This is a genomic window from Paenibacillus sp. ICGEB2008, assembly GCF_000307675.1.
In the GTDB taxonomy this organism is placed as follows: Bacteria; Bacillota; Bacilli; order Paenibacillales; family Paenibacillaceae; genus Paenibacillus; species Paenibacillus polymyxa.
Map to the genome: position 1 here is coordinate 89,035 of NZ_AMQU01000007.1, position 14,207 is coordinate 103,241.

General features: G+C 41.7%; 13 protein-coding genes. 9 read left to right on the forward strand and 4 right to left on the reverse strand.

All coding sequences use genetic code 11. From position 1 onward, the window contains the following. Window positions 1-48: 48 nt before the first annotated feature. Window positions 49-288, forward strand: coding sequence for a hypothetical protein (locus C400_RS0105390; protein WP_017426226.1), 240 nt, complete (start codon window positions 49-51; stop codon window positions 286-288). A 22-nt stretch (window positions 289-310) separates the two neighbouring features. Here C400_RS0105390 and C400_RS0105395 read toward each other — a convergent pair whose 3' ends face one another. Then, a complete protein-coding gene (locus tag C400_RS0105395; RefSeq protein ID WP_017426227.1) occupies window positions 311-1,252 on the reverse strand; it encodes a helix-turn-helix domain-containing protein in 942 nt (313 codons plus the stop codon). 349 nt (window positions 1,253-1,601) lie between these two features. Here C400_RS0105395 and C400_RS0105400 point away from each other — a divergent pair, with 349 nt between their 5' ends. The 3 genes from C400_RS0105400 to C400_RS0105410 all read left to right on the forward strand — a co-directional run bounded on the left by C400_RS0105400 (window position 1,602) and on the right by C400_RS0105410 (window position 5,332). Continuing rightward, window positions 1,602-2,621 (forward strand): glycoside hydrolase family 88/105 protein, encoded by a 1,020-nt coding sequence (locus C400_RS0105400; protein ID WP_017426228.1) that lies wholly within the window; start codon window positions 1,602-1,604, stop codon window positions 2,619-2,621. Between the two features lie 12 nt (window positions 2,622-2,633). Beyond that, window positions 2,634-4,808, forward strand: coding sequence for a 1,3-beta-galactosyl-N-acetylhexosamine phosphorylase (gnpA, locus tag C400_RS0105405; protein ID WP_017426229.1), 2,175 nt, complete (start codon window positions 2,634-2,636; stop codon window positions 4,806-4,808). A 179-nt stretch (window positions 4,809-4,987) separates the two neighbouring features. Next, complete coding sequence (locus C400_RS0105410) at window positions 4,988-5,332, forward strand: hypothetical protein (protein ID WP_228552542.1); 345 nt, start codon at window positions 4,988-4,990, stop codon at window positions 5,330-5,332. Window positions 5,333-5,422: 90 nt separating this feature from the next. On the opposite strand, the gene C400_RS0105415 is transcribed toward C400_RS0105410, so the two are convergent. Further along, window positions 5,423-6,361 (reverse strand): helix-turn-helix transcriptional regulator, encoded by a 939-nt coding sequence (locus tag C400_RS0105415; RefSeq protein ID WP_017426230.1) that lies wholly within the window; start codon window positions 6,359-6,361, stop codon window positions 5,423-5,425. Between the two features lie 124 nt (window positions 6,362-6,485). On the opposite strand from C400_RS0105415, the gene C400_RS0105420 reads away from it, so the two are divergent. Then, window positions 6,486-6,935: a VOC family protein gene (locus C400_RS0105420; RefSeq protein WP_017426231.1), complete on the forward strand. Its 450-nt coding sequence runs from the start codon at window positions 6,486-6,488 to the stop codon at window positions 6,933-6,935. Between the two features lie 111 nt (window positions 6,936-7,046). After that, a complete protein-coding gene (locus C400_RS0105425) occupies window positions 7,047-8,525 on the forward strand; it encodes a protein adenylyltransferase SelO (protein ID WP_017426232.1) in 1,479 nt (492 codons plus the stop codon). A gap of 109 nt (window positions 8,526-8,634) precedes the next feature. Here the strand turns inward: C400_RS0105425 and C400_RS0105430 are convergent, their stop codons facing one another. Then, window positions 8,635-9,399 carry an SDR family oxidoreductase gene (locus tag C400_RS0105430; protein WP_017426233.1) on the reverse strand — a complete coding sequence of 255 codons (765 nt, stop codon included), beginning with the start codon at window positions 9,397-9,399 and terminating at the stop codon, window positions 8,635-8,637. Between the two features lie 487 nt (window positions 9,400-9,886). On the opposite strand from C400_RS0105430, the gene C400_RS0105435 reads away from it, so the two are divergent. Further along, complete coding sequence (locus C400_RS0105435; RefSeq protein ID WP_017426234.1) at window positions 9,887-11,269, forward strand: amino acid permease; 1,383 nt, start codon at window positions 9,887-9,889, stop codon at window positions 11,267-11,269. 215 nt (window positions 11,270-11,484) lie between these two features. Here the strand turns inward: C400_RS0105435 and C400_RS0105440 are convergent, their stop codons facing one another. Continuing rightward, the gene (locus C400_RS0105440) at window positions 11,485-12,525 is read right to left on the reverse strand and encodes an NAD(P)-dependent alcohol dehydrogenase (protein WP_017426235.1); all 1,041 of its coding nucleotides are present in this window, start codon (window positions 12,523-12,525) and stop codon (window positions 11,485-11,487) included. Window positions 12,526-12,785: 260 nt separating this feature from the next. Between C400_RS0105440 and C400_RS0105445 the strand changes: the two genes are divergently transcribed. Together C400_RS0105445 and C400_RS0105450 are read left to right on the forward strand one after the other, a co-directional pair. Further along, complete coding sequence (locus C400_RS0105445; protein ID WP_017426236.1) at window positions 12,786-13,202, forward strand: MerR family transcriptional regulator; 417 nt, start codon at window positions 12,786-12,788, stop codon at window positions 13,200-13,202. Window positions 13,203-13,318: 116 nt separating this feature from the next. Then, entirely contained in the window at window positions 13,319-14,026 is a 708-nt protein-coding gene (locus tag C400_RS0105450) for a hypothetical protein (protein WP_017426237.1), read from the forward strand. Window positions 14,027-14,207 lie beyond the last annotated feature (181 nt).

The window sequence follows — 14,207 nt, forward strand, 5'->3', positions numbered from 1 at the left end:
GGCCGCATCTTGGTAATAATCTGTTTTAAGAAAAATAGGAGGAACCTTATGGACAACTCAATTTATATAATAATATTCTTGCTGTTAGCACTTATATTCTCTGTCATTACAAATTATTATAATTCAAAGAAACTAAACTCATTAGAGGAAGCATTTTATGAATCATATAGAAATAACGATGAAGTTAAATCTTTCATTAAAGAGGTTTTAACAGAAGCATTAGAAGTAGAAGCAATAAAAAGGGTTAGAACTAAGTATGGTTTATCTATTCGATATGCAAAAAAATAATTGATTTTTATAAAAAAAGTAATTAGACCCATCCAGTAAACTCCAGTATAGACGCTTTGGCCGATTGCGCTTCGGATTGCGCCCCTTTACGCCATTCTTTGGGGGGCTCTCCCATAAGCCTGGAGAAGCATCGGTTGAAGCTGGAAATGGAACGATAACCGACTTGCTCGGAGATTGAAAGAATGGAGTCTTCTGTGCTTTTTAACTGCTTGCAGGCTTCTTCGATTCGGGTGCTGTTTAGGAAATCGAGAGGTGACGTTCCCATAATCTCATGAAATTTTCTGCGGAAATGAGTTGTGCTTAAATGGCACAGATCAGCCAAAAAATCTATGGTAACGGGCTTCATGTAATTTTTAGTGATGTATTCCAAAGCCGGAGAAATGGCAAAATCGCTTTTCCGGCTATGTACTGTTTCTGCATCTTTCAATGATTCATTCCTGGAGTGAATTCTGAGAAGTTCTATATAAAGGGATAGCAATAAGCCGTAGGCGCTTTCCTGGTAGTAAGGGTTCTGTTGTTGTAATTCCTCTACGACCGAAGTCGCAAGTGTATACACCTTGGGATGCTGCTCCTTGTTTAATATACAGTTCGTTCCCTTCATCACCCACAAATTGGGCTCAAAGTTCATGTAAGCGCTTTTAAAAGAATGTTGAAAAAGGTCCTCTGGCGAAAAAAAGATATAAGACCAAAGGCTGGCTGTATTCGGCGAACTGTACGTGGTATGAGGAAGATACCTGGGGATGAAGGTCACATCACCGGCTTTGAAGGGGACAGATTCTCCTTTGATCTCCATGAAACCGCCATCCGAATAGCAAATACCAATCTCCAAATGGTTATGAAAATGAAGGTGCTCACTTTTAATATCTGAAATCTTCCAACGTTCACCACTTAATAGCAACACAGGAAAGTTGATGGGCAAGCTGTAGTGTCGGTATTCTATAACGGGCTTCTTTTTTCTGGGCATATTCAATACTCCCATTACTTGGATTTGAGTTGATTCTAGGTCAACGTTACATCAAGCTTAGCCAGCAGATATACATTAGCATTTTGGAAAATTCGATTCCAATCGCTCCAAGGTGCAATATATAGACGAACTAGACCATGTCGATCTATATATTGTTTATCGGAAGTCGCTTATTGGATTTTTGCAAAATCCTCACATAAATGATTGGAATTGCGCAGTTTTGTTGCGAATGTGCTTAGATTGAGACTATTTTACTGCGTACAATGGAATAAGTAAAGCGTTTCCAAAACAGTGACGAACCGCTCTCAAGCGCCTTTGGGGGCGTGTGCACTAAGAGAGGGGAATAACAATGCTTCAATTAACTTATGACAAGGAAGAGATATTAAGAGTTATTGATAAAGTCGTCAGAAAAACGATGGCGATGGATTTAACATGGGATTGGCCCTGCGGTGTGGCTTATTATGGTGTATCCAGAGCCTATACCCAAACAGGAAATAAAGATTATTTAAATATGCTTGCCCAGTGGGCAGATGAATACATCGAGCTGGGTCTGCCGCACTGGACGGTAAACACATGTGCCATGGGCCATATGCTGATCACATTGTATGAAGAAACAGGGGACCAGAAATATTGGGATATTGTGATGAGCAAGGTGGATTACATCCAAAACAATGCTCTCCGGTTCGGAGATCGTGTTCTGCAGCATACGGTATCCACTGCTAATGATTTTCCAGAACAGGCATGGGCAGATACGTTGTTTATGGCGGCATTTTTTCTGCTTCGAGTAGGAACCAAATTAAAGGACGAGAAAATGATCCAGGATGCCTTAAATCAATATTACTGGCATATCAAATACCTGCAAGACCCTAGCAGTGGTCTCTGGTACCATGGCTACAACAATGTCAAACAGGATCACATGTCCGGATTTTTCTGGGGAAGAGCGAATGCTTGGGGAGCATATACCATGTCGCAAGTCAAAATTCATTTGAAAGACTGGTATTTGTATCCGCCGTGTATGGACGTGGAATGTTCCCTTCGGGATCAACTGGCGGCACTGAAAGGTGTCCAAACAGAGAACGGCTTATGGCGGACGGTACTGGATGACGAGGAGTCCTATGAAGAAGTATCTGCATCTTGCGGTATTGCGGCGGCCATGATCAATAACGGCAATCCGCTGCATACCAAATACGTGCAAAAGGCACTGAAGGGCATCTTGAACCATATTAGCGAAGACGGACGGGTACTGGGTGTATCGGGCGGCACAGCGGTTATGAAAGATCGGGAAGGGTATCGCAATATTCCTAAAGACTGGATTCAGGGCTGGGGACAAGGCTTGGCGTTGGCTTTTCTATCCGATATGTTGAATTAGGAGGGATTGAAGTTGTCTAAACAAACAACGGGGGCCTTTACACTACCGGGGGAATCTGGTTACGAGGCGCTGACCCTGAAATTAGCCGAACGATGGGGCGCCGATGTCATCCGTGACAGTGACGGCACGCAATTGTCCGATGAGATTATAAACGCTGGATACGGCATTTATTCTACAATCTGTATCATCAGAGATCATAACGAGTGGGCGTCCCGCAATCTGGATAAGCTGCAGCAGTGTTTTTTAATTACGAATCCGAAGGTAGCTGTACAGGATTATGTATCTATCTATCTGATGGAGGATTTTTTTGCAGAACAATTCAAAGTGAATGATTCCAAAGAGGCGCTTAACTACTGGCAGGTTTTTGACAGAACGACCGGGGAAGAAGTTCCAAGAGAACAATGGAATTATGAAAGGGAATCCGGAAATGTGGTCATTACCGGAATTGCTCCTTGGCATAAATACACGGTAAGCTTCATGGTCTACCGGATCTGGGAAGAGATTTCCATGTACAATCACACCACGAACCATTGGGACAAAGAGCATTTGATGCAGATTGATCCTATCTATACAGAAACGCAACAGTATCTGCTGGATTGGATGGAAGATTGGTGTCTTCATCATAAGGAAACCACGGTTGTCCGGTTTACCTCCTTATTTTATAACTTCGCCTGGATTTGGGGCAGCAATGAGCGCAATCGCCATCTGTTCTCTGATTGGGGGTCATACGATTTTACGGTAAGCTCAAGAGCGCTGGATCTATTTGCCAAGAGATATGGGTATTCGATGACTGCCGAGGATTTTGTGAATGGTGGAAAGTATCGCGTCACACATATCCCGGCTGAGCAGCGTAAGCTGGACTGGATGGCATTTATCAATGATTTTGTAATCGAATTTGGCAAGAAATTAATTGATATCGTGCATCAGCACGGCAAGCTGGCCTATGTGTTTTATGATGACAGTTGGGTTGGCATGGAGCCTTATAATGAACGTTTTCAAGAGTTTGGATTTGACGGATTGATCAAATGTGTGTTCTCAGGTTATGAGGCGAGGCTGTGTTCAGGTGTAAAAGTGAATACGCATGAGATTCGGCTGCATCCCTACTTATTTCCGGTTGGCTTAGGCGGGCTTCCTACCTTTATGGAAGGGGGCGACCCCACGCTGGATGCCAAAAAGTATTGGATTAATATCCGGCGCGCCCTGTTGAGGGAGCCTATTGACCGGATTGGACTGGGTGGATATTTGCATCTTGTAGAGCCTTACCCGGATTTTTGCGATTACATCGAAAAGATTGCCAACGAGTTCAGAGAAATCAAAGAACTGCATCATGAAGGCAAACCCTATCACATCAAGACGAAGGTAGCTATTCTGCACAGCTGGGGAAAATTGAGATCGTGGACCTTGTCTGGTCATTTTCACGAAACATATATGCATGATTTGATTCATATCAATGAGGCTTTATCCGGATTGCCGATTGAAGTGCAGTTCATTAATTTTGAAGATATCTGTCAGGGAATACTACAGGATTGTGATGTAGTGATTAATGCGGGCTCTGCTGGTACAGCATGGAGTGGCGGAAAGCACTGGGATGACAACAAATGTGTGGACTTACTTACCCAATGGGTTTATGAGGGCGGCAACTTTATTGGCATCAATCAGCCTTCGGCGGTTGAAGGTCATGACAGCTTTTTCAGAATGGCACATGTCCTCGGTCTGGATGAGGATACAGGCTCCAGAGTAGCTCATGGAAGATGGACATATGAGGTTAGGGATGAGCATGGTTTGGTGCCTGAAGGGGCAAGTATAACGCCAAAAAATAGGATTTATCTTATGGATGGGTCAGCTGCGATAGCGGGTGAAATGAATGGAATGATAACATTATCCACTCATGCCTTCGGTAAAGGTAAGGGAATTTACCTTCCTTCCTTCAAATTCAGTTGGGAAAATACAAGATTGCTGCTGAATATAATCCGCTTTGCGGGCAATGAGCTCAATGAAACAAAGTATATTACAGATAACTTATATACAGAGTGTGCTTATTATCCAGAAAGTAAAATGTTGGTTGTTATTAACAATAGCGATCAACTGCAAAAAACAACGATTGAAACGGACTATGGCAAACAAACCATGGAGTTAGAGCCATATGACACCATGATCACCCATATCGGCTTAACAAAATCGGTATAGGACATAAGAAGTAGCGGTATCAAGCCCTCCTTTATTTTAAGGGAGGTTTTTTTTATTTCAGCATCTCTAGGAAATCCAGCCAATGTACCGGGGATTTTGTCCATTCAAAAGCATTTAGTCCTTCATTAACTATAAGTATAACAATGAAGGAGATGATTTCTTTGCGAAAGGCAACTTTAGTGAAAATTAGAAAAGCGGAAGCAAAATTGGGGAAAAAACTGAAAAAAAGAAGCCATGTGGTTATGAATGTTAAAAAAGCCATTCGTGTAACTCAACTTGGAGATGGGTTTGCACGCTTCACTTTCGCTCCGGTCACTATTTCTCCTAATAGCTTTAGAAGCACTACGATTAACGGTAACGACTACAATCTGATTAGCGGTTCATGGATTTTCTCGGGAAATCAGCAAGGGTTTCTGCTCGATAACTATTCTGCGGCGGAAGACAGATGGTTCTTTACTGCATGGAATCCAACTGGAACCACAAGAACGGTATCTTATGCTGTTATCGCCAAACGGAAGCCATAATACCAATGTCATCGTTAGCAGGGAAAAGGAGCTTGAGGCTTCTTTTCCCTGCTAAATGTAGAGAGCATTTTGAACAAACCTTCGATGATCTTATAATTTTTGATAATGGTTTAAGAGGTGCTCAACTCTTTCTTTAATAATCTGTTTTAAAGATTCAGGCTTCACGGATCGTACATAATGACCATATCTCATAAAGTAATTAGCGATAAACTCTTCTTCTCCAGGATTATAAAATCCTTTTATGACTGTTTTATGACCCTGTTCTATTTTCATAGAAGGATAATGTTCTTTATAAAAGATATCCTTAGCTTGTTCTACAATTTCTACTTCAAAATCAATGCTCTTCTCAGATTGATACATTTCTAATGAACGAATAAGGAGTTCATCTATAGAAAAGTGAGAATTGATGTCCTCTTCTTCTACCAAGGTGATTCGATCACATCTGAAAACCCTATATTTGTTCGTATTTAACTCTATTCCAGTAGCGTACCATTGGCCAAACTTAGCGGAAATCTTGAAAAATTGAACATGGTAACTTTTGTTCTGGTTATTTTTTGAATATTGAATCTTACAGTACGTCTCATTAAGAATACTGGTTAGAATTTTATCTAAATAACGACTAATATGATTATGCTGATATATTTCAAATTGTAGAACCTTTTTCATTTTATGAATCTGGTTTATTTGTATTTTAGAAAGACAGTGTTCAAACTTTTCATTGAGTTTATTAACACTTAAATGAAAGGGTGTAGATTGATAAGCTTCTAAGGTCAACATTGCAAAGTATAGAGCATACACTTCATCCATCGTAAAAATAATAGGGGATAACAGTCTATTTTTTAAGATACCATATCGTCCATGTCGGCCATGTTCCGAATAAATAGGCATACCTAATTGTTCTAATGAACTAATATCACGTAGGGCTGTACTTTTTGAAATGTGGTATTTATCCATGAGATCATTTAAATTAAAGTACTCTCGACTGTTTAAGTATCTAATCATGTCATTTAATCTTTCGGGTTTCTTCATACATAAATCTCCTTATAAAAGGTGTCATGTTTTGATACCTTTACAAATGATAATAGATTCAAGGTGATATATCAAATCTATAAGATATCTACCTAAAAGCATGATAAAAAAGGAGATTGAACCCATGAGTACAACACTGGAAGTAGCTATTTTCTTATCCATGAACGGAAAAGCAAAGGAAGCCATAGCTTTTTACAAAAAACATTTTAACGCAGAGGAACGATTTCTCGTTACTTATCAGGACATGGCCAAACATGATAACTCAATACAGCTTACTGATGAAAATAAAGATTATATTTCTCATTCTGTCTTATTGATAGGAAGAACAAAGGTTATGATAGCAGAAGAACCAATGAATCCCAATGAGGAATATATCGTAGGGAATAATACTTCATTATGTATTCAAAGTGCTGACATAGAAGAAATTGAACATTTTTATCATAGTCTCATAACAGATGAGCGAGTGAAAATCATTGTACCTTTATCTGGCAATGTGTTTAGCCAAGCCTACGGTATTGTAGAAGACCCGTTCGGTATCCAAATACAATTAATGTTTGATCATCGGTTACAATAAAAAAGTAGGTTGAAAAAAGCACAACAGCATGGTGAAAAGTGGATAATAAATGGATAGAAGTAAAAACTAAAATGGGCAAATCCAAGACACCACAGCAGAAAAGGAGACACTATGACGGAGAAAAAAGAAATAGCTGATAAAATAGGGTGGAACTTCGACAACAGTTATTCTCGTCTGCCGGAATCCATGTTTACGAAGCTCAATCCAAATCCTGTTCGCTCACCAAAGCTGATCATTTTAAATCATACGTTGGCAGTCTCACTGGGTTTGAACGAAAATGCGCTGCAAAGAGATGATGTTGTAGCCATGTTGGCCGGCAATCAGGTTCCCGAAGGTGCTACACTTCTTGCACAAGCTTACGCAGGGCATCAATTTGGGCATTTTAACATGCTAGGAGACGGTCGTGCTCTACTGCTCGGCGAACAGATCACTCCCTCGGGCAAACGAGTTGATATTCAGCTCAAGGGATCAGGCAGAACGCCGTACTCCCGTCGTGGTGATGGCCGTGCGGCACTTGGGCCGATGCTCCGCGAATACATCATCAGCGAAGCGATGCATGCGCTAGGTATCGCTACCACCCGCAGCTTGGCGGTAGTAACCACGGGTGAGGCGATCGTCCGGGAAACTGAGCAGCCCGGTGCCATTCTGACTCGTGTGGCTGCCAGTCATCTTCGCGTCGGCACCTTTCAATATGTCTCAGCATGGGGCACTTCCCAAGATCTGCGTACTCTGGCTGATTACACATTGGAACGACACTATCCGGAAGTTGCCAATGACGAAAACCGTTACCTTTCACTGCTTCAGGAAGTGATTAAGCGTCAGGCGAAGCTGATCGCTCAATGGCAGCTGGTGGGTTTTATTCACGGAGTGATGAATACCGACAATATGACCCTTAGCGGAGAAACCATTGATTATGGTCCTTGCGCCTTTATGGATACCTATAATCCTGAGACGGTGTTCAGTTCCATCGACATGCAGGGCCGCTATGCTTATATCAATCAGCCGCATATCGCTGCGTGGAATCTCGCGAGATTGGCGGAGACCCTCTTGCCACTGCTGCATGACAACAGAGAGCAGGCTGTCAAAATGGCCGAGGATGCAATTTCAGATTTTGCAAATATGTTTCGCCATCATTGGCTTGCGGGAATGCGGGCTAAATTGGGGATCTTTAACGAAGAACCGCAGGATGAGTCCCTTATTGAGGATCTTCTTAAAATCATGCAGAAGCATCGCGCGGACTACACCAATACCTTCCGTGCCCTCACTTTAAACAAGCTGGAGGATGCGGTTTTGTTCAGCACGGCGGATTTTGCCCCGTGGCACGAGCAGTGGCAGGCGAGGCTGGACAGACAACAGGAATCCGAAGCCTCCTCACATCAGCTGATGCGCAGCAGCAATCCCGCAATTATCCCGCGCAACCATCGGGTAGAAGAAGCACTGGAGGCTGCGGTGGAACGAGAAGATTACCGAGTGATGGAGCAGCTTCTTGAAGTTCTTTCGAACCCTTATGCTTATTCTACCGAACAGGAAATTTACTCTACATTGCCTGAGGAATCCACTTGTCCTTACCGAACCTTCTGCGGTACCTGATCTGTAGTAGTCATGTTGAACAATTGGCTGATAACGTATTTCATGCGTTGGTGGAGAAGAACGACTTTCTCTCACCAACGCATTTTGTTTTTATTTTGAATCTGTTCATTTACAGATGAGATCCACCACTTGCATCAATCAATTGACCCGTTATCCAGCGGCTATCCGTTGAGGCAAGAAAGGCAGTTATATCTGCAACATCTTCAGGCTCTCCCCAACGTTTAAAGGTCGAAAGGCCAGCGGCAAATTTCTGTCCGTCAGGATCTTGTAATGTTCCGCTATTCATCTCTGTATTGATAATGCCTGGTTGGATGGCGTTGACGGTAATATGACGGCTCCCAAGTTGATGAGCCAAAACATGCGTTAGTGTGTCGATGGCCCCCTTTGACATGCTATATGCAAAAACACCAGGGGAGGCCACGCGTGTAACAAACGATGAGAGATTAATAATGCGGCCTCCATCTTTTAGACGCGGCAAAGCTTGCTGGGTAACAAAAAGAGGTGCTTTAACATTCATGTTCATGACTTCGTCAAAAGATTCTTCTGTTGTCTCTTCCAGAGGGACAATTTGACCTATTCCAGCGTTATTGACGAGAATATCAAACCGATTATCGCCTGTACATTCCCGAAGCGCTTCATCCAATTTCGCATATAAATCATGAATGCCGTTCAGGGCACTGAAGTCAGCACCAATCGTAAATGCAGCCCCTCCAAGTTGCTCAATTTGATGAACCACCTCATCAGCTTCTTTATGCCTTTTTCCGTAGTGTACTGCGACAATGGCCCCCTCCCGAGCCAGACGTAATGCAATGCCACGACCGATTCCTCGACTTGCACCAGTTACTAAAGCGATTTGACCTTTTAACTTACTCATGTCTTCATCTCCTTGTTTGGAATTCATGCATAGTTATATCACAAGGGTATGTTTGAAATGTTGCTCTTTCATTCGGAGCTTATGTTTTACACTGTATGGATATAGGCTTTAAACAAGCTTAATATCGTGATATTTATCATTGAAAAAACACGTATCTTCAACGCTCTAATGCATTACATTGAATTGACCAATGTTCAGTAAAATGAATCTCCTTCCTTTCCATTTCATGTCTAAAAATGTCTGCTAATTAGCAGTTGTATTTAGACGTTTTTTGTCATACAATGCATCTAATGCTACGGACTCGGTCTTAGAAACAGTAAGGTTTGGACGGCAAATAGGACGTGGTTGACTTTGTATATTTATGAATCGTGGAGCTACTGTGTAGTCGTTCGATCAACCACGTCAGTCTGAAAATTAATAATGTTTGGGGGCAGTTTTCCGGATCATTAGCATTTGATGACGAACATATACGAAGGGGAGCGTTCTTTTGGAATCGAAACAATTAACGAGAGGGCTGAAGCCACGACACGTTGAGTTGATTGCGCTTGGAGGCACGATTGGCGTTGGCTTGTTTATGGGATCGGCAAGTACGATAAAATGGGCAGGTCCTTCGGTGCTGTTGGCTTATCTCTTAGCTGGGATTATTATGTTTTTTGTCATGCGGATCATGGGGGAAATGCTGATTTTTGAACCGGTGACGGGCTCATTTGCTACCTTTGCTCATAAATACATCAGCCCTTTGGCCGGTTTCTTGACCGCTTGGAGCTATTGGTTCTTATGGGTTACTGTAGGAATGGCGGAGGTCACTGCGATTGGGGTATATGTGGGCTACTGGTTCCCGGATATCCCGCAATGGTTGCCGGCTTTGGCAGGTGTAATTATTATTGCGCTGGCCAATTTAGCGGCTGTGAAATTCTATGGAGAATTTGAGTTTTGGTTTGCGATGATTAAGATTATCGCTATTATCTTCATGCTAGTAGTTGGTACGGGGATGATCTTCTTTGGCCTCGGTAACGGCGGACAACCGATAGGTCTATCCAATCTAGTCAGCCATGGTGGTTTTTTTGCAGGAGGATTAAAAGGGTTCCTATTTGCACTATGTATTGTAACGGCGGCTTACCAGGGGATTGAGATGGTAGGCATTACAGCGGGTGAAGCAGAAAATCCGAAAATGACCCTGCGAAAAGCTATTAAAAACATCATCTGGCGTATTCTGATTTTTTACGTAGGGGCAATCTTTGTCATTGTTACGATTTATCCTTGGAACCAAATTGGCGAGATTGGCAGCCCGTTTGTTCTGACTTTTGCCAAAGTAGGAATTGTAGCTGCTGCGGGTATTATTAACTTTGTTGTACTTACAGCTGCGATGTCAGGTTGCAACAGTGGTATTTATAGTGCGGGCAGAATGTTATATACATTGGCTAAGAACGGACAAGCTCCTAAGTTCTTCGGGAAGGTTTCCGCAAGCGGTGTCCCTAGAAATAGTATAATAACGACCATTTCATTGCTACTGGTAGGCGTGTTATTTAACTACCTAATGCCTGATTCCAAACTGTTTTTGTATATTTACAGCGCTAGTGTTCTCCCGGGTATGGTACCGTGGTTTGCATTAGCCATCAGTCAATTTAAATTCCGGAAAAAGTGGAAAAACGAAATGGAAGATCATAATTTTAAGTCTCGTTTTTTTCCGATCAGTAATTACATCACCATTATCTTTTTGTTGCTCGTAATCGTTGGAATGTGGTTTAACCCGGACACACGCTTGTCGTTGATTGTCGGGGCAACATTCATGGCGATCGTCGTTGTTGGATATTTTGTCTTTGGTATAGGAAAGCGGCAGAGAATTGAAGAGTTAGAGAAACACGAATAGGCTGCTCAAGATGTAGTATTTGCCGAGTGTAATTCAGATGTCCTGAGTTGCACTCGGCTTTTCTTTTTATATGAAGAGAAATAGAGCAATGGGAAGGCTGTGAGTGAGCTACAGAAGGGTGTGATCATTGCAAAATAAAGCGAAGGTATCCCCAAGCTATACTTGGAGACACCTTCAAATTAAAACTGCTTTTACAACTTATTGATTTACCTAGCTTACATTGTGCTAATGTCAATCACGAATCTGTACTTCACATCAGATGCTAATACTCGTTTGTAAGCTTCGTCAATCTGGTCAGCTGATACCACTTCAATTTTAGGAACAATATTGTGTTTCGCACAGAAATCCAGCATTTCCTGTGTCTCGCGGATACCTCCTATCATTGATCCTGCAAATGAACGGCGATGTCCGATAAGGGACATCACATTGAGTGACATCGGCTCCCCGGGGGCACCGACATTCACCAAAGTTCCGTCAAGAGTGAGTAGTGCAAAATAAGCGTTCAGATCGATGTTGGCACTTACCGTATTAATAATCAAGTCAAAGCGTCCAGCCAGTTCTTCAAATGTTTCTGGTTCGCTTGTGGCATAATAGTGATCCGCGCCAAATTGCAAGCCATCTTCTTTTTTCTTTAATGTTTGTGATAGAACGGTTACCTCAGCACCCATAGCATGTGCGATCTTGATAGCCATATGGCCAAGGCCTCCCATACCCACAACTGCCACTTTCTTATCTGGGCCAGCTCCCCAGTGGTTTAACGGCGAATAAGTCGTAATACCTGCGCAAAGTAATGGAGCAGCCACGTCAAGCTCAATATTATCTGGAATTCTTACTACAAAATCCTCAGTTACGACAATGTGGGTGGAATACCCGCCTTGTGTAGGCTCGCCGTATTTGTCAACACCAGCGTAGGTAGGGACATTTCCTTTAAGGCAGTATTGTTCCTCTCCTTTACGACAGTTCTCGCATTCGCCACAGGAATCAACCATACAGCCAACTCCTACCCGGTCACCAACTGTGTACTTTGTAACTTCAGCTCCTACATCCGTAACAATCCCTGCAATTTCATGTCCAGGTACAAGTGGGTAGTTCACGGGTCCCCATTCGCCGTGAGCAGTGTGGATGTCAGAATGGCATATGCCAGCATATTTAATTTCAATCAATACATCATGTGAATCAAGATCCCGTCGTTTAATTTCAGCCGCTCGAAACGGTTTGTCTGGGCCGTCGACAGCTCGTGCTTTAGCAGTAATCATAAATAGCCTCCTAATTACTTATATTTTTCAAGAGAAAGTAATTGTATTGAATACAAAGTGAAAACTAAGTGAAGTCGATTGAAGTTTTCCTCTTGCAGATCAATGTTAATCCTTATAGTTAACTCTAAGTCAAGCAACTACCTATAATCCTTTTTAAAAATTATGCTAGGAGACTTTGACACTCCACCAATAGCTTGATAGAATCCCTTTATTCCTAGAGTTAACTCGAAGTCTATATCATTAAGGATAGGAGATACATGATGAAGACATATTCGATCAGCGAAGTTGCTAAAGAATTGAATCTTACAGCATATGCATTGCGTTACTACGACAAGGAGGGACTTATGCCTTTTGTAGAACGGACATCTAGCGGAACAAGATTATTTAAAGAATCCGATATTGACGCTTTAAAAATAATTGAATGTCTAAAATCCACCGGAATGCCGATTAAAGAAATTAAAAATTTCATTGATTGGTGTTCTGGGGGAGATTCCACACTACAACAAAGATATGACATGTTTATCGAACGAAAAGCGACTGTAGAAGCACAAATGGAGGAACTAAGAAAAACAATGGAGGTTATTGAACATAAATGCTTATATTACAAAACTGCATTGGATGCCGGAACGGAAAATATTCATAAAAACAATAATATAGGGAGTCACATGACTAACTAACAGAAAAGACATAATTTATCCACACTTCCTTCTAATATTTAACTGTTAGTAGAATTATTGAAAAGCTATAATTCTAATGATGATTTGAGTGTATATGAAGAAAAGAGGTTGTGGGTATGAAGTTGAAAAAATGGCCAGTAGTATTCATGCTAGGTATTATCATGCTGGTATCCGTAGGGTGGAACAGTGGAATATCTTATGCAAAATATTATTACGAATACTCTTGGGATCAGTACAAGGGGACTGAAATCAAGACCTACAGGCTGACACCGGTAGCCGGTAGAGCTGGATTTATGGATCAGGAAAAGGCCTTTGCTGCGATTAGCAAAACCCCGAATGTGTATGGAAAGTTCAGTGGCTACCGAACAGAGAAAACAACTGAATTTGCAACCAAGAGTGTAACGGATGAGGTTTATAAATATGCAGTTGTTGATTTTAATACCGACAAGGAGCCAGAAACTGTAGAATACATTAATCCAAAAGACGGAATTCCTCATACATGGAACGGAACCGATGAGATTCGAATTTTTATGAGAGGATCTGAGGCAGCTTCGTTGGCTGAGCTGTTTTATGAGGGAACTCCAAGTGAAGAACGCTATCATTTTAATGCTGACGATGTATACTTAGTTGCATTCTGGTCCAGCGCAGCAAAACCAATCACTGGAATGTCTGCTGAAGCACTAGTTGAGGAAGGCCCCTCTACGCTTATAAACCGAGAGTGGGTAGCTCAAATAAAAGACAAAGATCCTGCTGCTTATCCACAAAACGGATCTTTAAAGGGCTACTTTTATATTTATAAGGGCTCTGAGTTGAAAAAGGATTAGAAAGAGAAGACAGAATTTAATAAGTGCATCTTACACAAAAAATGAGATAACATTTTGTATTCAGACGAATGCGGATACAGGTGTCATCTCTTTTTTTTGTTTGTATACATGAATAAAATGATAACCCAAAGGTGATAAATATTTAATTGCCAATGAAAACCATTGTTTAGTGATAGGGAAT